General features: G+C 68.8%; 19 protein-coding genes and 4 pseudogenes. 13 read left to right on the forward strand and 10 right to left on the reverse strand.

Features of this window, described 5'->3' with window-relative positions:
* A pseudogene (locus tag ACFWBY_RS22550) lies at positions 1–242 on the reverse strand (hypothetical protein); the annotation flags it as partial.
* Between the two features lie 1,385 nt (positions 243–1,627).
* Between ACFWBY_RS22550 and ACFWBY_RS22555 the strand changes: the two are divergent.
* Positions 1,628–2,143: a hypothetical protein gene (locus ACFWBY_RS22555; RefSeq protein WP_385334078.1), complete on the forward strand. Its 516-nt coding sequence runs from the start codon at positions 1,628–1,630 to the stop codon at positions 2,141–2,143.
* A 152-nt stretch (positions 2,144–2,295) separates the two neighbouring features.
* Here ACFWBY_RS22555 and ACFWBY_RS22560 read toward each other — a convergent pair whose 3' ends face one another.
* Positions 2,296–2,673, reverse strand: a complete 378-nt coding sequence (locus ACFWBY_RS22560; protein ID WP_385334076.1) for a VOC family protein — start codon at positions 2,671–2,673, stop codon at positions 2,296–2,298.
* Between the two features lie 247 nt (positions 2,674–2,920).
* On the reverse strand, positions 2,921–4,207 hold the full coding sequence (locus ACFWBY_RS22565) for a hypothetical protein (protein ID WP_385334074.1): 1,287 nt from the start codon (positions 4,205–4,207) through the stop codon (positions 2,921–2,923).
* Positions 4,208–4,458: 251 nt separating this feature from the next.
* Between ACFWBY_RS22565 and ACFWBY_RS22570 the strand changes: the two genes are divergently transcribed.
* Positions 4,459–4,998 (forward strand): hypothetical protein, encoded by a 540-nt coding sequence (locus tag ACFWBY_RS22570; protein ID WP_385334071.1) that lies wholly within the window; start codon positions 4,459–4,461, stop codon positions 4,996–4,998.
* 956 nt (positions 4,999–5,954) lie between these two features.
* On the opposite strand, the gene ACFWBY_RS22575 is transcribed toward ACFWBY_RS22570, so the two are convergent.
* From ACFWBY_RS22575 to ACFWBY_RS22585, 3 genes are all read right to left on the reverse strand, one after another.
* On the reverse strand, positions 5,955–6,524 hold the full coding sequence (locus ACFWBY_RS22575; protein WP_385334068.1) for a hypothetical protein: 570 nt from the start codon (positions 6,522–6,524) through the stop codon (positions 5,955–5,957).
* Positions 6,525–6,760: 236 nt separating this feature from the next.
* Positions 6,761–7,342, reverse strand: coding sequence for a GNAT family N-acetyltransferase (locus tag ACFWBY_RS22580; RefSeq protein ID WP_385334065.1), 582 nt, complete (start codon positions 7,340–7,342; stop codon positions 6,761–6,763).
* Between the two features lie 244 nt (positions 7,343–7,586).
* Entirely contained in the window at positions 7,587–8,687 is a 1,101-nt protein-coding gene (locus ACFWBY_RS22585) for a S41 family peptidase (protein WP_385334062.1), read from the reverse strand.
* Between the two features lie 843 nt (positions 8,688–9,530).
* Between ACFWBY_RS22585 and ACFWBY_RS22590 the strand changes: the two genes are divergently transcribed.
* From ACFWBY_RS22590 to ACFWBY_RS22610, 5 genes and pseudogenes are all read left to right on the forward strand, one after another.
* Positions 9,531–10,334 carry an alpha/beta fold hydrolase gene (locus ACFWBY_RS22590; RefSeq protein WP_385334059.1) on the forward strand — a complete coding sequence of 268 codons (804 nt, stop codon included), beginning with the start codon at positions 9,531–9,533 and terminating at the stop codon, positions 10,332–10,334.
* Entirely contained in the window at positions 10,334–11,662 is a 1,329-nt protein-coding gene (locus ACFWBY_RS22595) for a SpoIIE family protein phosphatase (RefSeq protein ID WP_385334056.1), read from the forward strand. Before ACFWBY_RS22590 ends, ACFWBY_RS22595 begins: the two co-directional genes overlap by 1 nt.
* On the forward strand, positions 11,659–11,997 hold the full coding sequence (locus ACFWBY_RS22600; RefSeq protein ID WP_385334054.1) for an STAS domain-containing protein: 339 nt from the start codon (positions 11,659–11,661) through the stop codon (positions 11,995–11,997). Before ACFWBY_RS22595 ends, ACFWBY_RS22600 begins: the two co-directional genes overlap by 4 nt.
* Positions 11,998–12,359: 362 nt before the next feature.
* Positions 12,360–13,616, forward strand: a complete 1,257-nt coding sequence (locus ACFWBY_RS22605; protein WP_385334051.1) for an esterase/lipase family protein — start codon at positions 12,360–12,362, stop codon at positions 13,614–13,616.
* Positions 13,617–14,475: 859 nt separating this feature from the next.
* Positions 14,476–14,700: pseudogene (locus ACFWBY_RS22610) on the forward strand (hypothetical protein); the annotation flags it as partial.
* Here ACFWBY_RS22610 and ACFWBY_RS22615 read toward each other — a convergent pair.
* Complete coding sequence (locus ACFWBY_RS22615) at positions 14,621–15,496, reverse strand: hypothetical protein (protein WP_385334045.1); 876 nt, start codon at positions 15,494–15,496, stop codon at positions 14,621–14,623. The pseudogene ACFWBY_RS22610 and the gene ACFWBY_RS22615 overlap by 80 nt on opposite strands.
* Positions 15,497–15,677: 181 nt before the next feature.
* On the opposite strand from ACFWBY_RS22615, the pseudogene ACFWBY_RS22620 reads away from it, so the two are divergent.
* From ACFWBY_RS22620 to ACFWBY_RS22635, 4 genes and pseudogenes are all read left to right on the forward strand, one after another.
* Positions 15,678–16,560: pseudogene (locus ACFWBY_RS22620) on the forward strand (IS5 family transposase).
* A 598-nt stretch (positions 16,561–17,158) separates the two neighbouring features.
* A complete protein-coding gene (locus tag ACFWBY_RS22625; RefSeq protein WP_385409689.1) occupies positions 17,159–17,401 on the forward strand; it encodes a hypothetical protein in 243 nt (80 codons plus the stop codon).
* Between the two features lie 317 nt (positions 17,402–17,718).
* Entirely contained in the window at positions 17,719–18,246 is a 528-nt protein-coding gene (locus ACFWBY_RS22630) for a hypothetical protein (RefSeq protein WP_385409690.1), read from the forward strand.
* 1,035 nt (positions 18,247–19,281) lie between these two features.
* Positions 19,282–19,611 carry a hypothetical protein gene (locus ACFWBY_RS22635; RefSeq protein WP_385334037.1) on the forward strand — a complete coding sequence of 110 codons (330 nt, stop codon included), beginning with the start codon at positions 19,282–19,284 and terminating at the stop codon, positions 19,609–19,611.
* 84 nt (positions 19,612–19,695) lie between these two features.
* On the opposite strand, the gene ACFWBY_RS22640 is transcribed toward ACFWBY_RS22635, so the two are convergent.
* The gene (locus ACFWBY_RS22640) at positions 19,696–20,577 is read right to left on the reverse strand and encodes a GyrI-like domain-containing protein (protein WP_385334034.1); all 882 of its coding nucleotides are present in this window, start codon (positions 20,575–20,577) and stop codon (positions 19,696–19,698) included.
* 157 nt (positions 20,578–20,734) lie between these two features.
* Between ACFWBY_RS22640 and ACFWBY_RS22645 the strand changes: the two genes are divergently transcribed.
* Complete coding sequence (locus ACFWBY_RS22645; RefSeq protein WP_385334106.1) at positions 20,735–21,850, forward strand: serine hydrolase domain-containing protein; 1,116 nt, start codon at positions 20,735–20,737, stop codon at positions 21,848–21,850.
* Between the two features lie 127 nt (positions 21,851–21,977).
* On the opposite strand, the gene ACFWBY_RS22650 is transcribed toward ACFWBY_RS22645, so the two are convergent.
* Complete coding sequence (locus ACFWBY_RS22650; protein ID WP_385334031.1) at positions 21,978–23,024, reverse strand: serine hydrolase domain-containing protein; 1,047 nt, start codon at positions 23,022–23,024, stop codon at positions 21,978–21,980.
* An 849-nt stretch (positions 23,025–23,873) separates the two neighbouring features.
* On the opposite strand from ACFWBY_RS22650, the gene ACFWBY_RS22655 reads away from it, so the two are divergent.
* Entirely contained in the window at positions 23,874–24,149 is a 276-nt protein-coding gene (locus ACFWBY_RS22655) for a pentapeptide repeat-containing protein (protein WP_385409691.1), read from the forward strand.
* Positions 24,150–24,171: 22 nt separating this feature from the next.
* Here the strand turns inward: ACFWBY_RS22655 and ACFWBY_RS22660 are convergent.
* Positions 24,172–24,489, reverse strand: a pseudogene (locus ACFWBY_RS22660) (hypothetical protein); the annotation flags it as partial.
* Positions 24,490–24,594 lie beyond the last annotated feature (105 nt).

A 24,594-nucleotide genomic window follows, 5' to 3' on the forward strand; every position in this document is an offset into this window, starting at 1 on the left:
TCGCCACCATGCACAACCTCGCCATGGCTCGGTGAAAGAGCAGCCCAGACCACACATCGACCTGCCCACACCCACCCTTCTGCAACAACCTTTAGGTGGCGGCGACGCCAGTGAGACCGCCCGATCCGGTGGGCCGTGTCGTGGAGTTCGGAGCGGACCAGTTCGAGGAGGCGGCCAATCCAGTTGCGGATCGGACCGGCGTTGTCGCCCCAGAAGGCCCAGTCGCTGTCGTCGTAGATCACGGTGGCGTCGTCCGGCGCCAGCAAATCTCGGCCGGCTCGGGATGCTGGTCGCATGTGGCGCGCAGCAGGCTGGTCATGACGGCGCCGCGTGCGTGCTACCAGTCTTCACGGCGCGATGCCCCTGCCGCGAGCAGCCGGCCCTGGCGCCAGCACTCGCAAAGGCCGAGCTTTGTTGTCCGTGTCGCCCAGCGCGCAGTTACGCTGAGAGACCGGCATGGCAAGGAAAGCGGTGGGGGCTGCAGTCGCCGAGTCCGTCCCCGGCTCCGGTGTCCTGGGTGCGGCCTCGCGGCGGAGCGGAAGGACCACCGCGCCATCCTCTTCACCTCAGCCGGCTCAGGGGCCTCGCGGTTCGGGACTGCTCGGGGAACAGGGCGGCACCCTCACGGTTCCGCCCCCGGCGCCCCGGCGCCACCGGCATCGCGGACCGGAAGGGTGGCTGGCCCAACCTGAGCGGAGACCGGACCCGACCGCTCACCGTGCCTTCGGTGGCGCGATCAGGAGCGACGGTCCTCGCCCTGGCCAACGACCGCCACCCGGCCGGTCGGCCCCGTCCCGGGCCGGCAGCGGCAAGGTCGCGGTCTCCATGACGAGCAGCGGCAGGGCCGTCGGGCGTAGGGCCGACAGGCCGCGCTTGGTGTCGGAACGGTTACGCACCGCCACGTCGGCCGGCCCGTGTCGTTGGAACGGTATGGAGCAAATCGTTTCCCCTCTGCAGCGGGCCGGGTCCTCCGAACCTGCGAAGGTGTTGCGGGGGATGACGGACACGCCGATCTATGACGCCGTCGAGCGCGAGTGGCTCATCTGGGGCCGCGAGGTGCCGCGCGCTCCGGCAACTTGGGCCCAACGGTGCCCGGTCCACACCGGCGACCTGTTCCGTCGCGGGTAGGGCGAAGGCCCGGAAGGGGGGTGTCCGGCCGGAACGGCGCTGACCGGTGCGGTGAATGAGCTGACATCGGCCCGGGCGGTGACGATGATGCTCGGCATGCGCAGACAGCCCCCGCCGGATACCGACGCCTGGACCTTGGCCCCCGACCCGCTGCTGGCCCTGGCCGAACGAGAGCCGGCGTTCTACCAGCGCCGCGCGGACGCCTCGCGGCGCGCGCACCGCGCGATAGAACCGGGCGCGCCGACCAGTGCCTCCGTGACGGTCGTAGCGGCAGGGCTGCACGCTCCGGCGTGGGTGACGACGGTCCTTGCCGGCGGCGCCCTGTTCTGTACCGGGTTCCGCCAGGTCTTCACCCCCGGCCCCCGCTGGGTAGTGGCGGCCCAGGCCCGTGAATTCCTGCGCCGCGCGCTCAACCGCTATCGACTGCTCCACACTCTCGTTCGTGAGCGCGCCGTGATGGAGACTGGCTTGGTCCACCGAGTCGGGGGAGGCAGAACAGGTGAACCTTCTGAGTACTGCGATCACGGGAGCAGTTGCGCTGCTTGGTGTGGTCGTGGGCGGGTGGTTGTCCATCCGCAACCAGGACCGGCTGTGGCACCGTGACCACGCACGCCAGTGGCGGGACATCCGTCTCGCTGCCTACAAAGACTTCGTGCTCGCCTACCGCCAGTACGTGGCGTTCGCCCTTGAGTCGACCGCCAACATAACTGCCGTCCCGCATCCGCGGATTCCGGGCGAACTGATGCCCTACTTCGACCAGGAAGGGCGACCCTACAAGGAAGGGCTCGAAGGGGCCTCCACGGCTGTTCGGCTCGTGTCGGAGTCACCAGACACGCTGAACGCCGCCGCGGACGTCGTCAGGAGTGTTCGTCAGATCGCCGCCGCGCGCGCGACGTGCTCCGAGGCGGCCCTTCCTCCCGAAGCTTTCGAAAGGCTTTGGACAGCTCAGAAGGCATTCCTTCTCGCAACGCGGAAGGAACTGGGTCTCGTCGCGGCGCCAAGGGGCGGCAGCTGACGAAGCCGGCGGTCGGCGCCGCCCGAATCAGTACGCGGAGGCCAAGGCCCCTTGGCATGGCGCAAGCGGGGTTGGGGCCCGTCCGGGCGGAGCATGCCGCGGCCGCGGGGGAACCGCAGGCCGCGGCGTAACCGGAGGGCGTCGGACGAGCGTCAGAGCGGCTTGATGCGGGCCTTGAGCAGGCAGAACTCATTGCCCTCGGGGTCGGCCAGGACATGCCACTGCTCGTCCCCGGTCTGGCCGACGTCGGCCCGGCGTGCACCGAGCTTCAGGAGGCGTTCGAGCTCGGCGTCCTGGTCGCGGTCGGTTGGGTTGACGTCGATGTGCAGCCGGGACTTCCCCGGCTCCGGCTCGTCCCGGACGCTGAAGAAGATCGTAGGCTGGGGACCCCCGAACCCTTCCGGCGTCCCGATCTCCACGCATCCCTCCTCGCGGCCGACCACAACGTAGCCCAGGACCTCGCACCAGAACTGCGCCAACAGTTCGGCATCGCGGCAACCGAGCACGAGTTCACCGATACGACATGCCATACAGAAACCTGCTCTCAGTCGGTGGTTCACCGGGGCCACACGCGCAGTTCGTGGCTCCCAACAGCGAAAGCAACTCCGCGACCGTACCGGGCGGGACAAGCACGGGAAAGATCTTTTCCGCGCCGACGACCTGTCGGGCGGCCGGCCACGGCAGTAAGCCCCGCAGGCGGCGATGGCCGGGGTTCCTCAACCTGGCGCGAGCGGCTCGCGCGCACCGGTCCCCGGGGTGGACGTTGGCCGGCTCGGGTCAGTTGGCCTCCCCCAGGTAGCTCAGGGCCTCGCGGAAGTCATCGAGGGCGGGGCCGAACTCGCGGGCGGCGGTGTGGAAGGTCGATCGGTCGATCAGGATCCCGGCCAGTGTTCGCCTTCCGTCTGCCGGGTCGTGCTGGGACAGCCGGCGGGCCAGATCCACTCCCTCATCGAACAGGGAGCGCACTCGCTCCGCGAACAGATGGGTGCGGTTCTCCCAGTGGACGGCGGAGCGGATGGTGAGGACGCGGTGCAGGCGGACCAGTTCGGCCAGGTACTGGTCGGGATCCTCGGTGGCTCGCGGAGCAAGGGTGTCCACCTCTTCGCGGAGGGCATGACGGCTGTCGAAGTAGCGCTGCCTGACATCGGGCGACCACTGCACGGGCGCCGCCCCCGTAGGCGGACGCGGTCCAACGGGCGCAGGCCTATCGCTTTCGGCGCCGGAGAAACACAGCAACACCGCCCAGAACGACGCCTGATAGCCGCTCCAGGTCTTACGCTCACCGGTATCGGCCAACTCCTTCAGCAAGGCGAGTGCCTCTTGCCGCGCGAGGGCCGCCTGCTCGCCCCGGCCGTGGATGTCGAGCATCTGCGCGTACCCGATGAGCGAGTACAGATGGCAGGCCATCGACCCGCGGTCGCTCGCGGCTTCGGCCGCTTCCATGCTGACGAGTGTCTCGAACGCGGCGAGCGCTTCGCCGGGCCGGCCGGCGTTGTGGAGAGCGCCGATCCACTCCAGGAGTGACCAGGCGAGAGCCCCGCTGCCGGGCCCGTCGGGCAGGATGCCTGCGACCAACTCGGTCATGGCATCGGCAGCCTCGGCATACCGGCCTTCCTCGGAGAGTCCCGCAGCCCAGTCCCGCAGCTCTCTGGCCACGGGGTGGCCCGCGGACGATTCGGCCCGCGCGCGGCCAATGGCGAGCATCTCGGCGCGCATGGCGAGTCCTTCGGCGCGTCGACCCACGCCGTACAGCTCTCTCTGGCACGTGTTGAGGGCCTCGTACAGAACATCCGCACGGGCAGGTTCGGCCGGATCGATTGACCGCGCCGCTGCCACCGCCTCCTCGCACAGCGCGAGACAGGCCACATGCTTTTTGCCGGAGGTCGTGTCGTAGCTCAGACGTTGCAGCGCCCTGCTCAGGAGCGGCAGGTACGAGGCGGGGCTGACCTGGGCGAGCACCCGGTAGGCGTCGACTTCTTCGCGCGGCGTGCGGCGTCCCGACGCGAGCAGCACGTTCCGCGCCCGCACGATGTCGTCCTGATCGACTTTCCCCGAGTGATTCATAACGGAGATTCTGGGTGCTTTGGAGAGGGCCGAACAAGGCTGGCCACCTGTGCCGTTCGTCCTACGAAAACACCCTCTGACCTGTCATGATGGGTATGACATCACTTCCCGGGGAGTATGTGTCACCCCGATCCCGCGCTATGTGCCGCCCTGCGACAACAGGCCTTCCTTTGGATTTACCAGCCCCCGGCCTGAGCGGGGGCCTACGGTACGGACATGCGGGTGTGGCCGCCGACGCCAAGGAGAGCTCAGTGTCATCGTCCTGCGAACCTCAGTACGCTCCGGCCGGCGATGTGGGTGCGGCGCTCATGCTGATCGACTCCCGCCTGAAATCGATCTACGACGACAAGTCCGAGGCCGGCCCCGAGCAGCGGCTGCTGACCGAGCAGTTCGTCGCCTCGTTGGGGCCCATGGGAGCTCACGAGCTGCTCGACGGGACGTGCACGCTCATCTACATGTTCATGACGTGGTTGCGGAAGGCCTGCGAGGAGCACGACAAGGACGTCATCCAGTTCGTGGTGCCCAACCTGGTGGCCACGATGAGCACGATGTCGAGGAGCGTCCCTCCGGAGGCCATTCCCACCATGGCCGGGATGGTCATCGCGGCGGGCACCGGCCTGAGTCCCAGCCTGTGGCGCCAGCAGTACGGCGAGTGGACCGAGGAGGAGATGAATCCTCTGGAAGCCACCGCCATCCTCCTCGCGGAGCAGATCAACCGCATCGCCGACGACCCCGAATTCGCCACCCGCCTGATCACCCGAGCCCTGTCCAGCGCGGACGGCGAAGACTGAGCCCCAGCGCGGACGGCGAAGACTGAGCCGCACCCCAGGTATCGAGTTCTACCGGCGGTGCAAACGGGGGGTTTGAGCGGCACAAGCCCACGAGCATCACGACGGCCGAGGCAACCCGCGACCGGCTGCGCTTTTCGCGTAGGAGCGCGCCACGACGATCACGGAGCTCCTCGAGGAGCTCGCCGAAAGCAGCTGACCCGAGCCGAGTGGGAGCAGCGCACCCTCCGGGCGCCGGCGCCCCGCAGCCGGGTCCAGTGCCACGACGCCTGGGTGACGCTCATGCGGGGGTCGACCGGTTCGCGGGCGGCGCCGGCCGCCACGGCCTCTTCACCGGCTGAACCGGATGCCTCCTGCCCCGGGAAGCTGACGCGTGTGCCGTCTCGGGACGCCTTGCAGGCGGAGGGCAGGCGCACTTGACGTGCATGTGCTGGCTCCGGGTACGAGCTCCGCGGCCGGATCGGTGGGTTGCTCGGCGTCGGCCGATTCGCGCGTCGCGCCGCCCGGAGCGCGGTGTTCCGCCGGGACGGAGGAGCACATCGAGCCGGTCGGTCGCCACCGAGCCCATCGGGGCTCCCGCGGCGATGTATCCGATCACGGCGGACCGGCGACCGCGAGTATGACCGGAGGCGTGAACTCCGCAAGTCCGGAGACCCACAGACGAAGCTCCGCGCCGGCCGCCGGCCACGCCGCGAGCGTGTCACCGTCGACGGCCGGCCGGCGCCGACCGCCGTGCTTGCCGTACGCCGCTTCGGTGCCCGGGCCGACGAGGGACCGCTCGTGGATGAACCCAACTCGACTTCGGCCGTCGCGCCGAAGGAGACCTTGCCGTCGCCGTGGGCGTTCGGAGGTGCCCGTGAGAGGGAGCCCGGGACGGATCTACGGGCCGTGGCCGCGCCTCTCTCGGCACCCGATCCGATAGGCGCGCCGGCGCTTGGACGTGACCGCGGGGCGTCGTTTCAGGGGGTGGTTCCGGGGGCTGGGGTGTGGCCGGCGAGGTAGATGCGGTTGCGGAGTTCCGTCTCGGCCCAGTCCAGATCAGCTCGTAGGTCGAGCCAGACCTGGTCCTTGCGTTTGCCGGGCTCGTCGAGTCCGACAGCGACCCAGGAGAACGCGCCTTGGAGGATCTCCCGTTTGCGTCCGGGGCTGGTCACGGAGAGCGCGAAGGACAGGGCGATGCCGGCCCGAGTGACGATCATGTGGCTCTCATCGTCCGGTCGGGGGCGGCCTCCGGTGAGGTAGCGCGGAGCGTCGAGGACCTTGATCCAGTCCAGAACCGCTCCGGGGACCTGTTCGTCCAAGATCCCCGCGATGGAGTCGCGCACCGCAACGGCGGGCTGTTCACCGAGCCAGTCCAGCCAGTGCTTGGAGTCCGTGAGCTTGGCGAAGTCGTCCTTGGGCGGCCCGTAGCTCGGATTCTCCACGAACTCGCCGGTCAGCTTCCCGTCCTGACCGACCCGCCAGACACCCTGGACGGCTTCCCCCGGGACGTAGCCGTTGGGGTCGCCGATGAGGTCGGGGTCGATCACCGCAACCGACCCGCCCGGATTCGCCCCGCTTCCGCAACGAGCTCAGGCGGGGGTGACTGCAGGATGCGCCGCCGTTCGGACGATCTGTCCCTCATGGGAGCACTCCTTCATCTGGTCCGCACGAGGAGGTCGACACCGCCCCCCTGGATCATATTTTCATGAGCGCTCTGCTGTCGGCCGACGTCTCAGAGGCGGGATCAAGCCGGTTCTGATTGCGGCTGGTGGCGGGCGGCGCTTCACGAGGCTTCGCCGACACCACTGACAACGTCGCCGTCGTGCGCATTCCCGATGTCGCGCAACGGCAGGGTGAAGCGCCAGTTGTTGCTGGAGTGGTGCTGGCCCGGGGGGTATTCGTGGACCGTTTCGGCGAGGAGGGTGAAGCCCATCGCGCGGCAGAGCGCGTTCGAGGCCGGGTTGGTCACGCGGGGATACGCGTGAACCCCCGGGCGGCGGTGCGCCGAGGGGAGGGCGGCCAGGTGGGCAAGGAGGGCTCGGACGGAAGCCGTCGCCCAACCTTGGCGTTGATATTCGGGGAGGACGCCCCAGCCCACTTCAAAGATCGGTTCTCCGTCGTGTTCCTTCGGTGTGAAGGAGACCGTACCCACGGAGTCGCCCGTCGGGGATTCCACGCGGAACACCCGGCCCTCGTAGGGAGCGTTCGCGCTCATGGCCGTCCAGCGGCGGTGGCGCGCGAGGAGCGCACTGTCCGGCTCGGGGCCGCCTAGGTGGGTCGTCATCTCCGGGGTATTGCGGCGCCGGAGGAGCCAAAGGTCGTTGTCCGCCCAAGGGTGGAGACGCACCGGTCTGGTCGTGTTCATGAGGTGAGCAAACAGTCTGGGGCCTGCGACCCGCACCCGGTTTTTCGACGCCGGGACGGCAAGGGTTGGCTCTCGTCGGCCAGTTGACACGCCGAGCGGGTCGTGGACATGGGTGGGTGGGAACCCCTCTGCGGCACGTGCCGCCCTCAGCTCCGGGAGGGAGTCGCAGCGGAGACCGGTCCACTCCGGAGTGCGGTGAAATGCCGGGTCGTCAGCCGACGTGGCCCGCGAGGCGCTGTGTCGGTCACGGCCGGCAGGCGGGCCGTGACTCCAGCCACTTCCGGGCGGCGTCGACCACGGGATCACCGGTGCCGCGGACCACGTCGCGGTCGGTGAAGTCCACGCGGTCGTCGGGGGCGATGGGGGCGTTGGTGTAGCGGCGCCCGGTGCGGTCCAGGTCGGCTGTTTCCGTGAGGATGAGGAGCGCGCCGTCGCCGAGCGGGTAGGTCGCGTTGCCCGTTGCCAGCCCGGCCGTGGGCAGTCCGAAGCTTCGGCTCTCCGGTCGGCCGCGGAAAGCGATCAGGGTGGCTTCGCCGGCACTCGCCGTCTCCGGGCCCGTGAGGACCGCGACCGGGGGCCGGGGCCGATGCAGCACATAGGCGTTGTGGGTCACGTAGTCCTCGATCCCCGACTCGCCTGTTTCGACGCTCGGAGGGAAGTCCTTGGGGATGACTTCACCGCCGACGGACAGCTCGCCCTTGTTCAGCTCCCATGTGCTCTGTTTGCCGTCGGCGCCCACGAAGGCGCCGAGTCGGCCGTCACCCAGCAGCGGCGCCAGGACGTCGAGCTTGGGCCAGATCGCTCCTCCGCTGTCCTTGCGCAGATCGACGATCCACCCGCAGGGCTTGGAGGCGTCGAGCGTACGGACGACCTGTGCGCCTGCCCGGGCATAGCCCGGGATCTTCTCCGTCGTCGGGAGCGAAACGTAGCCGATCTTCTGTCCGACGAGCCGGCCGCGGGGTACCGGCGGCGGCCCGGTGGTGCCGGGTGCCTCGGCGGACGGGTTCATCGCGGCGGCCTGCTCCGGCCTCAGGAAGAAGGTGTGGGGGTTGTCGAGGGATTTGACGGCGAGGTCGATCGCGTCATAGGTGTCGGCGGTGGTCTTGGCACCGGCCGCTTCGGCGAAGGCCTGACGCCTCACCTCCGGCCAGTCGACCCTGTCCCGGTCCAGCGACCCGTTCTGGAGCAGGTCCAGAACATGCGTCAGGTACTGCTCGGCGTCTGCCGACATGCCCGTGGGCTGCGGTGACGGGGCGTCGGCCACCACTTCGGTCGGCCGGTGACCGACGGGCGCGGCGGTCGTGGTGTCGCCCGTGGCCGTTACGAGGCCGGCTGTCAGCGCCACGGAGATGGAGAACAGTACCCAACGGTTACGATCCGGTACCCAACGTCTTCGCTCCGTGGTCATGAGGTCCTCCTCGCTGACAGCGGAGGTCACCCTCTTCATCGTCACGCGCGTGGGGGCGCCCGGCAACCGGGATGCGTGTGGAGCGGCTGGAGGGAGCGAGGTCGGCGGGCAGCGCGGGATCAAGCCAGGGGGCCGACCGACGCGGGGGTCAGACACGGGCTGCACCGCGGTAGCCGCTAACCCCCCAGCGATGACGCACCACGTGTTCCGGTCGCTGTCGTCGAAGGCAACGGCGCTGAGCTGCAAGGAGTCGTGCTCCTGCACGTCCGGCCACACGTCCTGCCCGAGAGAGCCCGCTCGGCCAGGAGTGCCGCGCCCGCCTTCCGGAGCCACGGCAGAAGCCGATCCGCCTCAGGCTCCGGAGACGGGACGGCTGCGGCTGCCGGCTGAGAGACCGGGGGAGCCCGTGGTCATGGACAGTACGACGAGATGGGGCCCCCGTCGCGGGAGCGAGCGGTGTCGGGGTGCGGCCCCCGTCGCGGCCCTGATGGCCAGGGCCGCACCCCGTACGGCTGAACGTACCCGCCTTCGCGGGCAGCGGCGTACGCCTACGGCTCGGGGGCCGCGCTGACTGCAGTCATCAGCCGTGCAGAACGGCGTCGTCCTTTGGATGACTGGCTGTTCAGCTGAGCGTCCTGCCCCGTGCCGGTTCCGAAGGGCACAGCACTAGCGGTACTCACGCCAGTAGCTGCCGCCCTCGACTGTGAAGGCGCCGGGTGGGATGTGCGGTGATCTTGAGGCTGGTCGGGGGGATGGGCGAGGCTTGAGAGACTGCTGGGTATGGATATCGAGCGCAGGAACAATGTCACCGTGACCGGCAATCCCCAGGGGCCGACGGTGGTGCTGGCGCACGGGTTCGGCTGTGATCAGAACATGTGGCGGCTGACGGTGCCCGCTCTGGCAGAGGATTACCGTGTGGTGCTCTTCGACTACGTGGGCGCGGGCCGGTCGGACCTCTCCGCCTTCTCGGAGAACCGTTACGCCTCCCTGGACGGTTATGCCCGTGACGTCGTCGAGATCTGTGATGCGCTCGACCTGCGCGATGTCGCGTTCGTGGGCCACTCGGTCAGCGCGATGATCGGCGTACTGGCCGCCGAGATGGCGCCGGAGCGCATCGGGGCGCTGGTGATGGTCGCACCCTCCCCCCGCTACATCGACGACGAGGGCTACCGCGGCGGCTTCAGCGCCGAGGACATCGGCGAGCTGCTCGATTCGCTGGAGTCGAACTACCTGGGCTGGTCGGCGGCGATGGCGCCGGTGATCATGGGAAACCCGGAGCGCCCCGAGCTCGGTGCAGAGCTGACGAACAGCTTCTGCGCAACCGACCCGGACATGGCGCGCGTGTTCGCCCGGACCACGTTCCTCTCGGACTCGCGGGGCGATCTGAAGCGGGTGAGCGTGCCGACGCTGGTGCTGGAGTGCACCCAGGATGCCATCGCCCCGCGTGAGGTCGGAGCCTTCGTCCACCAGGCGATCCCCGGCTCGACGCTGGTCACGCTCGATTCGACCGGTCACTGCCCGCACTTGTCCGCGCCCGAAGCCACGAACCAGGCGATCAGCGACTTCCTCGCGGACCTGCGGTGATGTGCCGCACCGGGCAGCTGCCCGACCCGCATGAGGCCGACGCGGACGATGCCGCACCGCACGATGCCGACGACGACAAGGAGACGGCGGACGCGGCGGACGCGGCGGCGTTCGCCGCGCTGCTGGAGGACAGTGCCGAGGAGCTGTATGAGAGCGCGCCGTGCGGGTACCTGTCCACGCTGATGGACGGCACCATCGCGAAGATCAACAGCACGCTGCTGGGCTGGCTCGGCCTGGAAGGGAAGGCCGTGGTGGGCCGGATGCGGTTCGCCGACCTGCTGACCGTCGGCGGCAAGCTCTACTACGAGACACACTTCGCGCCGCTGCTGCACATGAAGGGGGAAATCGGAGGGATCGCCCTGGAGATCAAGCAGGCCGGCGGCCGGATGCCGGTGCTGGCCTCCTCCACGGTCAAGTACGGGACAACAGGCGATCCGCTGTTGATCCGCACCACGCTCTTCGACTCCCGTGACCGCCGCGCCTACGAAGAGGAACTCCTGCGCGCCCGGAAAGCTGCCGAAGAAGCACGCCACCGGGCAGAGACGGACCGTGCACGACTCCAGGACGCCCTCGCCGCGCTCCAGTCATCGCTGCTGCCCGACACCCTTCCGGACATTCCGGGCATGGAGATCGCCGCCCACTACCGCACCGCCTCCCTCGACCGGCTCGGCGGCGACTTCTACGACGTCTTCCCCGTCGACGGCAAACGCTTCGCCTTCTTCCTCGGCGACGTCTGCGGCAAGGGCCCGCAGGCCGCCGCCGTCACCTCGTTGACCCGCTACACCCTGCGGGCCGCCGCCCTCCACGACCCCGACCCCGTCGCCGCCCTGTCCACTCTCAACAAGATCCTTCACGAGCGCTACAGCGCCGGCGACCCCCGCTACTGCACCGCCGTCTTCGGCACCCTCGAACCCCACCCGGACACCGGTCAGGTCACTGTCCGCCTGGCCTCGGGCGGCCACCCGCCGGCCCTCGTCCTGCGCGCCGATGGCACCGCCGACTTCCTGCCCACTCCCGGCGGGCTCCTCGTCGGCATCCTGCCCGACGCGCCCTTCACCAGCGCCGCCACCGTCCTCACCCCCGGCGACACCCTCCTGCTGTACACAGACGGCCTCACCGAGGCACGCACCGGCGAGAGCCGCACCGACCTGTACGGGGACGAGGCCCTGCGCGACTTCACCGCCGGCCACGCCGGCGGGCCTCCCGACGCCCTCATGGAGGCCCTGACCGGCCTGCTGGACGATTTCGGCGACGGCCTCGACGACGACACCGCCCTCCTCGCACTCGGCGCCCCCACCGCCGCTCCTACGACCGGGAACCCGAAATGAGCCCGCTGGACATCACCGTCCGAAGTACCCCGAACGGCCCGGTACTAGGGGTCAGTGGCGAACTCGACTACGCCACCGCCGCCGAACTGCGCGACCTCACCGCCACGCTGGGGCTCGAGCCCGGCCAGCGCCTCGTCCTGGACCTCGCCCGCCTGGAATTCTGCGATTCCAGTGGCATCAGCGCCCTGATCGCCGCCCGCAACCACGCAATCGCCGCTGGGGCCCACATCACGCTCGCAGCCGTTCCCGCCCACACGCTCCGCGTCCTGCGTATCGTCGGCCTGGCCGAGGTCTTCGACCTTCACCCCGACACCGAGTCCACGACCGGATCCTGATCGCCAGGACGGAAGGCGTGCACATCCCCGGCGACCCTGGAGCCACCGCGCTCATGGCTACGGGCTGTCGGTGGGCGCGGGTACGGACCTGCCATGTCGAACCCGTACAGAGAGACGGCCCAGTCCGGTGCCTCCGGCAACCCCGATGACGAAACGATTTTGGCGTGCCGCCGCTCGCCCGAATGCCGAAGATGATCACTCGGAGGGATGGTTTCCCGGTCAGAGGCACGGGGAGCGGCCGAGGGCACGGTGTGAGGATGCCGTGCGGCAGGAGCTGCTGGGTCTCAGGAGCTTTTTGCCCGCCCCGGATCACCGCGCGTGCCGTGCGGTGGTTCCACGACTACGCAAGGAGCCGACGAAGCATGTCCAACACCGTCGTTGACATCTGGGGGCCCGCCTCCCCGCAGGCCCGTTCCTCCTTTCCTCCCGCGCCGGAAGCCCACGACGAGTGGCCCCTGCAGGGCGGTACGGCCTGGGTGTACTACAGCCCGCTGAACCGCCGTCAGCTCACGCGGCCCGTGATCCTCTCCGACGGCTTCTCGGGCGGATCCACCAACCTGGACCAGCTCTGGCACGGGCTGGAGGAGAACGGAAACTTCCGCTTCGTCAGCGAACTCCACGCCCTCGGCCGCGATGTGATCATCCTCGGCTACCACGACCGGACAGCCTCGATCACGGCCAACGCCGAGACCGCGATCGAGTGCATCCGCCGGGCCGTCGACGAGCGGGTGGGCAACGCGAAGCTGGCCGTGGGCGGCTTCAGCATGGGCGGGCTCATCGCCCGCTACGCGCTGGCCAGGATGGAGAACGACCCCGGCCTTCCGGACCACGAGACCGACATCTACCTCTCCTACGACACCCCTCACCAGGGGGCGTGGTTCCCCCTCTCCCTCCAGGCCTTCACCCACTACGCGACGGACAAGTGGGGAGACGTTCCCACCCTGGGCCCCGTGCTGCGTCAGCTTTCCGGGCTGCTGAACAGCCCGGCGGCGAAGGAGATGGCGCGGTGGCACATCGGTAAGGTCGACGCCGAGCCGCAGCAGGCACCGGAGCGGCTGGCGTTCCTCCAGAAGCTCGACGAACTCGGGGGATGGCCGCGCAACGTCCGCAAGATCGGTGTCGCCAACGGCGTGAAGACCGGCGTCGGAAACGGCGCGGAGGCCGGTGCGACCGCGGTGAGGGGCGACGGCGAAACGCTGCAGGACACCTGGCTGAAGATCCAGGCCCAGGGTGAGCAGATCGTCGCCAGGCTGCAGAAGACGGGCGACGAGGCGACCATGGTGCGCACCAGCGGTCTGCCCGACATCGACGGTGCTCCCGGCGGCCTGTTCACCATGCAGTCCCCGGTCGGCGACACCGGAAGCTTCGGCCTCGCCGCCCTCCTCATGAGCCTTCTCGGCAACGAAGTCGACCCGGACGTCATCACCACGTCCTGCTTCATCCCCAGCATCAGCGCCGTCGCGTCCGGCGACATCAACGACCCGAAGGCGCTGCACCACCCGATCGCGGCGGGTGACAGCGAGCTCGACGCCTTCCGCTGCGCCGGCCGCAACGAGGGCCACACCACCATGACCGAAGAACTCGGGGCGTGGATCGTGAGCGAGATCGCGGCCGAGTGACCACCGGGGTGGGCGGCACCGGTCTGACAGCCGCTCCGCCCACCCCGGCTCGCCGTGTCCAGGTATCGCCGCCGCGGAGCCAGAGGGCGCCGTCGCGGCCCTGGGCGCAGCGCGTGATTACCGGTCCCGGCATGCGCGGCCTCTCCTGCGTGGTGGTCACCCAGGCCCCACCGACGAGTTCCGCGCGGCTCAGTTCAATGTCGGGCCGGTTGTGGAACCGGTGGGTGAGGAGCATCCGGGTGCCGCGGACCGCGATGCCCTCGGTGTCCTTGAGGGGTTGCGGTAGCTGGTGATGTCGCCGGTGCTGGGATCGACCCGGACAGGAAGGCGCCCTCGTGGCTGTACCAGGCGAGCCAGACCACGGCCTCCTCGGTGGCGGCCGCGCTTCCGCCGAGGGGCCATACGGGGAGACGACCCCGGGGGCTCCAGGTGTGGGTGCCGTCGGTGTTCCAGCGGGCCAGGCCGCCGCTGCTCTCCGGGTGGTTTCCGTAAATGCCCTTGTCGCCGTACGCGGTCCAGATGCTGCCGTCACGGTCGGTGACGATGTAGTCGATGTCGTCACCGAGGCTGAAGTGGCTCACCGGGTAGCCCCGTGGGGAGTACACGACTCCGTTCCTCTGCCAGACCCCGTCCTGGCCCTGGCGGGAACGGCCCGATGCCAGCAGGAACCGGGACCACGAGAGCAGAGCCAGGTGGCTGAAACGCAGTCACCTCCCGTGCAGCGGCAGCTAGTCCGTGTCCGACGGGTCCTGTGACTCGCCTCGCGCTGGATCGTTGCGGTCGGTGTGGGGCGAGGGGATTTTTCAGATGACGAGTGGATGCGGCTGGAGCGGCATCTGCCGCGTAACCGCGGTCGGGGTCGATGAAGACCCTGTCGGCGCACATGCAGCCGATGGTGGTGCAGGCCCTGGTGACGGCCTTCCAGCGGTCGCTGTGGGAGGAACTGAGGGCGGTTCACCTCGGAGACCGGGTGAACGCCGCCTGCGGGTGCTCTGCTCGCGGGCTCACACACCGCCCGCGAAGAACGTCCAGTCCGAGGAGACCCCGGCGAGTGGTCCGACGTTGGCGTAGGTGTTCCTGCTGAGCTTGGAGGTCCACGCGGTGCCGTCCGTCTTGTAGAAGATCAGGCTGTCCGAGGTCCGGCCCTCCTCCTGCCACATGCCCGACGTGCCGATGTCGCGGAACCCGCCGAGCCTGCCGTCGGTCGCCGTGGCGATGCGGTACCGGAGTCCCGAACCGTTGTCCGCCAGGGCCAGGACCGTGTCCTTGGTCGCGACCAGGGTGCCCAGGTCCTCGGTGCCCCTGCCGTTCACATGCGTGTAGACGCCGCCCTTGAGGGTCCCGTACCCGACTTCGCCGGGCTTCGTGAAGACCGCCGTGTCACACGAGGCGGCGATGGACTCCCAGCCCGTGCTGAAGTTGTCGTACGAGCGGACGTGCTGGTACAGGCCGTTCTTCAGTGTGCCCGTGCCCCCTTGGCCGTTGTCGGCGTTGTAGAAGAGGGCCGAGTCGCCCGACGCCACGACGTTGGTCCAGCCCGTCGAGAAGTTGTCGTAGGTCTGGACGCGGGTGTACTTCCCTCCCTTGAAGGTGCCGCTCTCCCCCGCTCCGGTGTCGGCGTTGTAGAACAGCATCGAGTCGCGGCTCGCGACGCCGTGCGTGTACCCGTCGGGAACCTCGATGTTCGAGCCGTAGCGCCAGCGCCCGGCCGACAGGGTGCCGGTGCCCACGGCTCCGGTGTCCTTGTTGTAGCCGAGGAGCGACGTGCTCGGGGTCGTCTGGTTGCAGAACGCCGAAGCAGCGGCAGCGGGCGTCGCCGGAACGGCCGGCATGACGGCCATCACGGAAGTGGCAAGTGCGGCCATCAGGGTTTTCTTCATGGGTCTCCCCGCTTCTTCGCACGTGAACGGGTGATCCCCCCAGCTGTGCACGGTCGGAGAAGGACACGTGCCCTGTTCATCGTGCGCCGCGTCCGGCGCCGTCGCATCTCGGGCGCCGGACACGCGCGAGGGGGCTGGCCGGGGCGTGTGACGCTCCTGCTGGGAACTCGTTCTGTGGGACATGGGGCGGGGAGATCTTTCGGATGAAGAGTGGGATCGGCTGGAGCCGCACTTGCCGGCCAATCACGGGCGGGGTGGACGCTGGCAATGCCACCGTCGGGTGATCAACGGGATTCTGTTCCGGCAGCGGACCGGCCTCCCCTGGCGGGACCTGCCTCCCTGCTTCGGTAGCTGGAAGACGGTTCACGACCGTCATCGAAGGTGGTCCGCGGACGGCACGTGGGAGAGAATCCTGCGGGCCGTCCAGGCCGACGCCGACGCCGAGGGCCGGATCGACTGGAGCATGGTCAGCGTCGATTCCACGACCTGCCGCGCTCACCAGCACGCCGCTGGTGCCTCCACTCGTGCCCCGGAAGTGCCGGGTTGGCGCAGGAGCCCGGCGCATCACCGCTCCGATGAGGCCCTGGGACGCTCGCGAGGCGGGCTCACAACAAGATCCACCTCGCCGGAGAAGGTGGGTGCCGCCCGCTCGGGTTTGTCATCACGCCCGCCAGTGGGGGGACGCACCGCAGATGATTCGCGTCCTGGAAGAGATCCGCGTGCCCCGACAAGCTGGTGGACGACCGCGCACCCGGCCCGACCACGTCGGGGGAGACAAGGCCTATTCGTCACGCCGCAACCGGCATCACCTGCGCAGACGCCAGATCAAGCACACGATCCCCGAGCCGAGAGACCAGCGGGCCAACCGCCGACGCCGCGGCAGCCAAGGCGGCAGACCCACAGGATTCGACAAGACGATCTACCGCCGCCGCAACGAAGTCGAGCGGACCATCAACCGGCTCAAGAACTTCCGCGCCATCGCCACACGCTTCGACAAGCGGGCCTACGTCTTCCACGGAACGGTCACCGTGGCCGCGATCCGCCTATGGCTCCGTCCGCAGTGAAGCGCACCATTCACAGGTCCTTGGCACCCGGGTAGTGCTGGCGAAGTTCGCTGAGTACGCGCCCGTCGACCGACCTGACATCCCACAGAGCTGTCGAATTCGGTCAGGACGAGCACCAGCTCGTCCCCGGCGAACCCACGTGCCTCGGCGTCGATCAACTGGAGGAAGGGGGTCGTCAACGACAACAGTGTCAACGTGTCCATGCCGGCGCCGGCGGACCCTCTCGCCATCTCGACACAGCGAGGATCGACGATCTCGTCGAATTCGACGCGCCACGTCAGGTCCACGCAGAAGCTGCCGAGGCGAACCAGTAGCTCAGTCAGGGTCACGTAGTGCTTTCCGTGCCAGGCAGGAAACGTGATCCCCTTCATCCCCGCCTCTGCTTCGGCTGTATCGCGTGCCATGCGGCCCCCTTCGTTCCAACGGACAGTAGGCCACGTCCCTGATCAGCTCACACGACCCATCGGACAGGCCCTAGTCCGAGGCGAGGCTGGGGACGCCACCGCCGAATGGCAAGGGCCCTGCTTGGTGAAGTCGAGTCCACCGAGCAGTGAGGGGCGCTTCTGCGGCTCACTGTTCGACTCCGTTGGGTAGGGTTGTGTTCCAGTTTCGTGTGACGGGGGGCGGCATGGTCGAGCTCGGTGTGTTCTTTGGTGTGATGGCCTTGGCGGCGGTGTGGATGGTGTGGACTTTGTTGCGCCGGGGAAACCGGCGTACGGAGACCGCGGAGGGCCTGCTGATCGAGCAGGCTCGTAGGGTGCAGGCCGCGAGTGACCGGTCGTCCTACAGCTCGAACGCCATGCACAACTCACCGACGCACGGGAACAAGTTCAAGCCGTAGTAGCGGAGGCACCCGAGACGCCCCCAAACCCCTGGGCTCTGACGTCTGCCACGGTTGGCATGCTGCTCCCTCGGTGTGGTGGGTCTCGGCACTGCGCCTTCCCCGACCAGAGGCGTCAACACCATCCTCTCCAGCCCTCGCCGTCTTTGCGGTACCTGGTGGAACGAGATCGCTACGTCTCGGGGCGCGCCGGTGACAGACGACGTTTTTGATGCATGCGAGTAGTGGGTACGTCCGGAGAAGTCGACGGAGGGGGATCGATGGGGTCGGCGTTGCTTACTCTCGGGGCTGCTGTCGTAGGAGGGCTGGTCACGCTCATGTCAGTGCTGCTGACGCAGCGGGGCGCGGAGCGGCTTCGCAAAGAAGACCGGGAACGCTTGGACCGGCACCGCCTGGAGGACCGGAAGCACGCTCAGGACACCCAGGTCCTCGAAGGGCGCCGAGCGTCCTACGCGAGGATCAATGCGGCTGCTCGCAGTGCGAGGGATGCGCTGGTGTCGTGCGGTATCGAACTCCGGAAGACCGGACGAATCGAGCCGGAGACAGGTGCTGCGCTGGACAGCGTGTGGGCGGCCTATGTTTCACAGCATGCCGAAGCCCAGATGAGCGTCTCCGATGAGGTATTGGTTGCGCTGGGAGCGGTGAACGGTTCGCTCCGAAAGATGTACGGCCTGGTGCAAGATCTACGTCGGGGCACCCCGGATCGGGAGGCCACCATGCGAGAGCTGGACAGACGCTCAGACGAGTTGTGGGACCGGTTGACCCTGGCCAGGGATGAGATGCGGAGGAGTCTTGGCATCACCTCCAGTGCCTGGCAGTTGGATCCTGCACAAGACACCGCGTAGAGCCGCTGACTGACGCCCCTGACGCCCCTGACGGCGTGACAGGCATGGCTGAGGGTGAGGGCAGCCGGCGTGCACGGACACCACGGCCACGCGATGCCTGGTCGCGGGGGCCTGATCCCGCGGCCTCGAACCCCGAGGCCCACACCGTGGCTTCGTAGACGACGGTCGTGTCCAGGCGGTGCTCGGCGAGACCGAGAAGAGTCTCTTCCCCCGCTGCGATGAGGGATTCCTGGCAGTGGATGAGAACGGCGTGGAGGAGCCCACCGCCCATCAGGCCCTCGCCGGAGCGAAAGAGCACGGCGTGGTCTTCGCCGTACTGGTCCAGGGCGTGCGTGGATGGCTCCCGCATCCGGGCGAAAAGGGGGCGCCGCTACCGGTCCGTCGCTGGTGGAGACCCGTGGAAACGGGCAGCCAGTACCACCTGATCTGTGACGGACTCGGCCCCCTCCTCAGCGTCATCACGCCCACCGGCGAACGTCAACGGCGTCACGCAGCCCGGCCTCCGCAACGCTCGTTCCCTACCGAGAGTGTTTAGCGGCCGTTATTCCGGTTACACCAAGTAATTACAGTTCGTCAGTACCCGACGGAAGGCAGGAACATGACCCTCGTTACCGTGCTCATCCTCGTCGCGGTCCTCGTCCTCGTGGTTCTCCTGGCTCTGGCGCCCAGTGCTCCAGCGCGGAGGAACCCGTTCCCGGGCCGGCGGCGGCGCCGGAGTACCCGGCGCCGGTCGGCTACGACCCGGCGGAGCGGTGTTCCGGGCCAGCGCGGAATCCAGCACCACGCCCGCTGATTTGCCTGCCGCGCGCGACGCCGCCCTGGAAGGCCGCTGACGCCCTCCCAGGGCGGTTCGCCCGCGGGGGAGAGGTCCGCCACCGGGGACGGCGACTGCGCCGGGATGGCGACGAGGGCGTGCACTGCGGTACGGCGAGCACCCCGGCCTGTCGTTCGCGGTCATGTACGGCCCGTGGTGGGGGGAGTTCGGAGTTCGACGATCTCGCTCAGGTCTCGGCGGGCGGCGCGCACGTCTTCCAGGTGAAGTACGAAGAGGACAACGGCAAGCCCGTGCCGCCGTTCTTCGAGTACTACCACGATGGCGTTTCCGCCTGCTCGTTCAATCTGCACCTGGACGGATCATGGGGATACGACGGTATCGACGGGGACCCGGCGGTGGCGGCGGAGGTGACAGCGGCCATGGTGGAAGCCGGACTGCCAGTCACCGGCCGAGATGGCTACACGGGTGAAGAGGACGAAGAGCGGATGCGGCGCACGCTGCTGGAAATCCTGGGCCGTCTCTTCGACCTCTCTCTGCCCCATGAGCGGATCCTCCAAGGGGCCCTGGCCACGGCCACCCTGACGACCTGAGGTCACGGCCCGGGGAGCCCCGGGGTCGGCCGGCCGGCCCCCCGGGGGTTGTGGGTTGCGGCTCCGACGTCCAGGTAACGGTGTTCAAGCCCCGGCGCTCTCGCCGCCCCGCTCGACCGGGATCCACAGCTGGGAGTCGGTCTCCGCGCCGATCTGCACCGGCTGCGTCCGCAGGAGCTCCGGACCGGGCCGGCTCGCGTACGAGTTCGAGGGGAACCACTGCGTGAACACGTCTCGCCACAGTTCCTGGAGGGCGCTCGGATAGGGCCCGTGGTTGTCGAAGACCGCCCAGGTACCGGCCGGCACGTCCAGGGCGTCGAGCTCTGCGGGTGCCGCCTCGGGACCGGTCACCACACCGACCCAGTAGTCCACCTCGGCGCCCTCCTCCCGGCTGTCGGTCAGGTGCACCACCGCCGACAGGATCCCCTCCGGCTCCCGGCCGGGCAGCTCCTTCATCCGCACGATCGCCTGCTCGTCCAGGCTCTCCACGTGCGCCGATGCGGCCTCGTTGACTCCCTCGTGCACGAGCGGGACCCGGGCCTTCCTGCCGACGACCCGAAACGACTCCTTCTCCACGATCCGGTACCGCATGGTCGTACTCCCTTCGACGACGACACGAAAAGACATGCGGGGCTGTGCCGTGAGCACCGCACCCGTGCGCCGGGCCTCGCCCGGCCCGATGCCGTGCACCGACCGGAACGCCCGGGCGAACGCCTCGCCCGAGCCGTACCTGTACCGCACCGCGACATCGAGCAGCGGCAGCTCCCCGGCCAGCACCTCGGCCCCGGCGAGCGTCATCCGCCGGCGCCGCACGTAGACCGGGAGCGGCATCCCGGCGAGCGCGGAGAACAGCCGCCGGAAGTGGTACTCCGACACCGCGGCGATCCGGGCCACCTCCGCCATGTCGATCTCCCGGTCGAGGCAGGCCTCCAGGTGTTCCAGCGCCTGATTCAGCCGCTCCAGCACGCGTATACGTCCTTCCTTTTGCGTTTCCATCGTCCGCGCGGCCGACAGGCCGCCTTGCTGCAGTAGAGAACATTCGATCGCGCCCCGCCCGACAAAACCGGTGCGGGAATTGTCGGGCACAAAGCCCTTGCGTTACCTGAGGCTCATGCCCATGACCATGACCGACATCAAAGGATTTTGTGAGCCGCGGTTTGACGCCGTCCGTGAGGCACTTGCAGCTCTGCTCGGCAAGGACGACGTGGGCGCCTCGGCGGCTGTCTCCCTTGACGGCGAGCCGGTGGTCGACATCTGGGGCGGGTACGCCGATGCGGACCGTTCCGTCGGCTGGGAGCGCGACACCCTCGCCGGCGTGAACTCGACGACCAAGAACATGACCGCCCTCTGTGCACTGATCCTGGCCGACCGGGGCCGGCTCGACCTGTCCGCGCCGGTCGCCGCCTACTGGCCCGAGTTCGCCGCGGCAGGCAAGGAGAACGTGCTGGTACGGCACGTGCTGTCGCACACTGCGGGGCTGCCGGACCTGTCCGGGCTGAGGGCGGTCGAGGAGCTCTACGACTGGGAGAGCGTGACGGCAGGGCTGGCCGCGCAGGCGCCCGAATGGGAACCGGGAACGGCCGCCGGCTATCACGCGCTCACCTTCGGGTTCCTCGTGGGTGAGATCGTCCGCCGCGTCACCGGCCGTGGTGTCGGCGAGTTCTTCGCAGAGGAAGTGGCCGAGCCGCTGGGCGCGGATTTCCACATCGGGCTCTCTGCGGAGCACGACTCCCGCGTCGCACCGCTCATCCCGCCGCCGTCGTCGACCGACGAGTACGCCGCGAGCGCGCCGCCCGGACCGGACGGCGCCCGCCGGGAGAACACCGGCGCCGCCATCCAGGTCAGGGACGCCAACTCTCTGGCCTGGCGCCGTGCGCAGATCCCGGCGGTGAACGGCTTCGGCAACGCTCGTTCTGTCGCCCTCGTCCAGTCGGTACTGGCGAACCAGGGCACGGTCGGCGGTGTGCGCCTGCTGTCCCCCCAGGGTTGCGAGCCCGCGTGGCAGGCGGTGTTCAACGGCGAGGACCGCGTTCTGAGGACGCCGATGTCCTGGACGGCGGGCTTCGGCAAGTTCGGCAACACCTTCGGCTGGGGCGGATGGGGCGGCTCACTGGTCGTGAGTGATCCCGGCTCACGCATGACGGTGGCCTATGTCATGAACCAGATGATCGACCGGGACCGGCAGGAGGACGACCGTGGCATGGAGATCGTGATGGCCGCGTACAGCGGACTGCACTGACAGCGCAACCGGGGCAGTCTGGGTCCTGCACAGGCTGCCCCCTCCCGCTCATGTCCGCATACGGCCCTTGGCGGAGACATGGACGCAGCCGGTCAGGTCGGCGGGGAAAGGCAACGAGTGGGTCGGGCTACTGCGGCTTGGCCGGCACCGGGGCGGGCCAGAGATGGCCAGGGGTCACGATGGAAGTGACGCTGTTGGCGACGATGGAGGACAGGTTCTTGCCCTGGTGGTCGATGTCGGAGTTGACGAGTACGACGAGCGTGGCCTTCTCCGCCGGGAGCTGGACGGCTATCGACTCGTATCCGGGGATCTCGCCGTTGTGGCCGATCCAGCCGTTGGTGTTGAGGATTCCCAGGCCGTAGGAGATGCCGGGGAAGCCGGTCGGCAGCATGCGAAGCCGTTCGGCCTGCGTCTTCTTCGTCAGCAGCCGTCCGTCCGCAAGGGCCGGGGCCCAGGTGTGCAAGTCCTCCAGGTCGGAGACGATCGCGCCGGCGGCCCAGCCCCACGAAGGGTTCCAGTTGGTGGCGTCGGCAACGGTGCCGTCGGGGGTGAAGTCGGTGTAGCCGTGCGCGTGCGGGTCGGGCATGGTGCCGTCGCCGGGCAGGGACGTGTCGTCGAGGTTCAGGGGGGCGAAGACGTGAGCCTGGAGGTAGTCGGCGAGTCGCTGTCCGCTCACCTTCTCGACGAGCAGGCCGAGAAGGATGGTGTTGGTGTTGCTGTACTCCCATTGGGCGCCGGGCTTGAAGTTCGCGGGGTGCTCGAAGGCGGTGTCGAGGAGCTGGCGCGGGGTGTAGGCGCGGTGCGGATCGGCGCTCAGGTTCGCGAGCCACTTCTCATCGTGGGTGTAGTCGAAGAGTCCGCTGCGCATTTCGGCGAGCTGGCGGACGGTGACGGCGCCCCCGCCGGGGACACCGCTGACGTACTTCGAGATGGGGTCGTCGAGTCCGACCTTGCCGTGGTCGACCAGCTGGAGGACCCCGGTGACGGTGAAGGGCTTGGTGACGCTGCCGATCCGGGTGAACAGGTCGCTTTTCATCGGTGTGTCGTTCGCCTTGTCGCCGACGCCGAACGATTTCTCGTACACACCGCGGCCGGGGATCCACAGACCGACGTTGAGACCCGGGATACGGGCCTCTTTCATCGCCTTCGTCAGCGCCGCGTCCAGCTTTTCCACGGTGGCCGTGTCGAAATCCGTCCGCACCGGTGCGGCGGCGTTTCCGACGGGGGCGGTGCCCGTGCACAGGGAGGCGAGAAGGAGAGCCGCCGCCGCCGGAACTGCCGCGCGGCGACAGGGGGCTCCTCGGAAGGCATGAGACCTGGCCATGGCAGGCCCCTTCGATCTGGGCGAACACACGTCGCCGGAACCCCGAGGGCGTCACCCTAATCGTAAATGTGTCCGAGGTGGCGTGCGACTTGCTCCGTTCCTCTGCTCCGTTCCCTTGCTCCAGATCCCTGATCGGCGCCTCCTGCTGAGCGCAGCTGCTCCCACTCGCCGGCCGTCGGATCACCCCGCCCCGCCACGCCGACGATCCGAACGCAGACTCGCTCCCCCGGCCGCACTCCCGATGCCCTGGTGCCGGACTGGGGGAGTGGCCGCAGCTCACCTCCGGCAAGCCCTGGGACCTGGGCGCCTCGGACAGCGGTTCGACCTGGCCGGCCTGGCCGGCCGCCCAGAACCGCCTCGCCGCCGAACTGCGGGCCCGCCACGTCACCTTCGAGCTGATGCTCGCCCTGGCCGCCGAGTGCGTCCCCGGCTCCGGCGTCCTCGCGAGCTGCCTCGCAGCGGAGTAGAGGTTCGACGCACACTGCGCGACCCTCTGGCTGACTGAGCGACTCCGCGGGTGCGAGTCGTCACGGCCGCAGCCAAGCTGCCCGCCAGACGGTCCCCCGTTGACCGCCTGTCGTGAGCCACATGGGGGCGTGAGCGCAGTTATGCCGGGTCTTCGAGAGAGCGACGTGTTAGAGATGTAGGGAAATGTCCAGAAACAGGAGGTATGTAGTGATGCGTGCGCATCTTCTTCGCGTGGCGGCTGTCGTCGGTACCGCTGCGGTCATGACCCTCGGCGGAGCCGCCATGGCGAGCGCTGACGGCGTCGGCAACTCCGGCATCGGCAACTCGGGTGTGGGCAACTCGGGTATCGCCAACTGGGGGGTGGGCAACTCGGGCATCGCCAACTGGGGGGTGGGCAACTCCGGCATTTTCAACGGGGGAGTGGGCAACGCCGGTTTCGGTAACACCGGAGTCGGTAGTGCGGGCATCGGCAACACGGGGATCGGCAGCGCGGGTATCGGCAACTAGGGCCTGTGTGATGATGTGATCGGTCGGCCACCTCCAGGAGGTCGTCGATCCGGTCATTGAGGCGCGGAGGTGGAGGCCGGCGAGGCAGCTTCCAGTGTCTTGTCGTAGCGGGTGGCGATGCCGCGCCAGGCCTTCAACTTGTTGATCAGGGCGTTCGACGGTGTTCCGTTCCTTGTGGAGAACGGCGTCGTGGCCGACGAGCCGACCCGCCTCTCGCGCCCTTCTTCTCCCGGTTGGAGCCTTGGTCCTTACGCTCCGGAATGATTGCCTTCACTCCGTGTCTACGCAGGCAGGGGCGGTTGCCGTGGGGTGAGTACGCCTCGCCCGCGGCGACCGCTCCTGTCCCGCGTTGGCCGCCGCGGCGGGAGAGCGCTCACCCCACTCGATCAGGTTCAGTGGCCGCGGCCGGTTCCCCCGGCTGCGGGGTGGTCCGGCACGGCCGGGT

It is taken from the genome of Streptomyces sp. NPDC060049, from assembly GCF_042736715.1.
In the GTDB taxonomy this organism is placed as follows: Bacteria; Actinomycetota; Actinomycetes; order Streptomycetales; family Streptomycetaceae; genus Streptomyces.

Bases quoted from the DNA above. Each gene is read 5' to 3' on its own strand.
- ACFWBY_RS22605 (WP_385334051.1), top strand. From the start codon at position 12,360: ATGTCCAACACCGTCGTTGACATCTGGGGGCCCGCCTCCCCGCAGGCC.
- ACFWBY_RS22630 (WP_385409690.1), top strand. From the start codon at position 17,719: ATGTCAGTGCTGCTGACGCAGCGGGGCGCGGAGCGGCTTCGCAAAGAA.
- ACFWBY_RS22595 (WP_385334056.1), top strand. From the start codon at position 10,334: ATGTGCCGCACCGGGCAGCTGCCCGACCCGCATGAGGCCGACGCGGAC.
- ACFWBY_RS22565 (WP_385334074.1), bottom strand. From the start codon at position 4,207: ATGAATCACTCGGGGAAAGTCGATCAGGACGACATCGTGCGGGCGCGG.
- ACFWBY_RS22645 (WP_385334106.1), top strand. From the start codon at position 20,735: ATGACCGACATCAAAGGATTTTGTGAGCCGCGGTTTGACGCCGTCCGT.
- ACFWBY_RS22580 (WP_385334065.1), bottom strand. From the start codon at position 7,342: ATGAACACGACCAGACCGGTGCGTCTCCACCCTTGGGCGGACAACGAC.
- ACFWBY_RS22560 (WP_385334076.1), bottom strand. From the start codon at position 2,673: ATGGCATGTCGTATCGGTGAACTCGTGCTCGGTTGCCGCGATGCCGAA.
- ACFWBY_RS22615 (WP_385334045.1), bottom strand. From the start codon at position 15,496: ATGAAGAAAACCCTGATGGCCGCACTTGCCACTTCCGTGATGGCCGTC.
- ACFWBY_RS22590 (WP_385334059.1), top strand. From the start codon at position 9,531: ATGGATATCGAGCGCAGGAACAATGTCACCGTGACCGGCAATCCCCAG.
- ACFWBY_RS22600 (WP_385334054.1), top strand. From the start codon at position 11,659: ATGAGCCCGCTGGACATCACCGTCCGAAGTACCCCGAACGGCCCGGTA.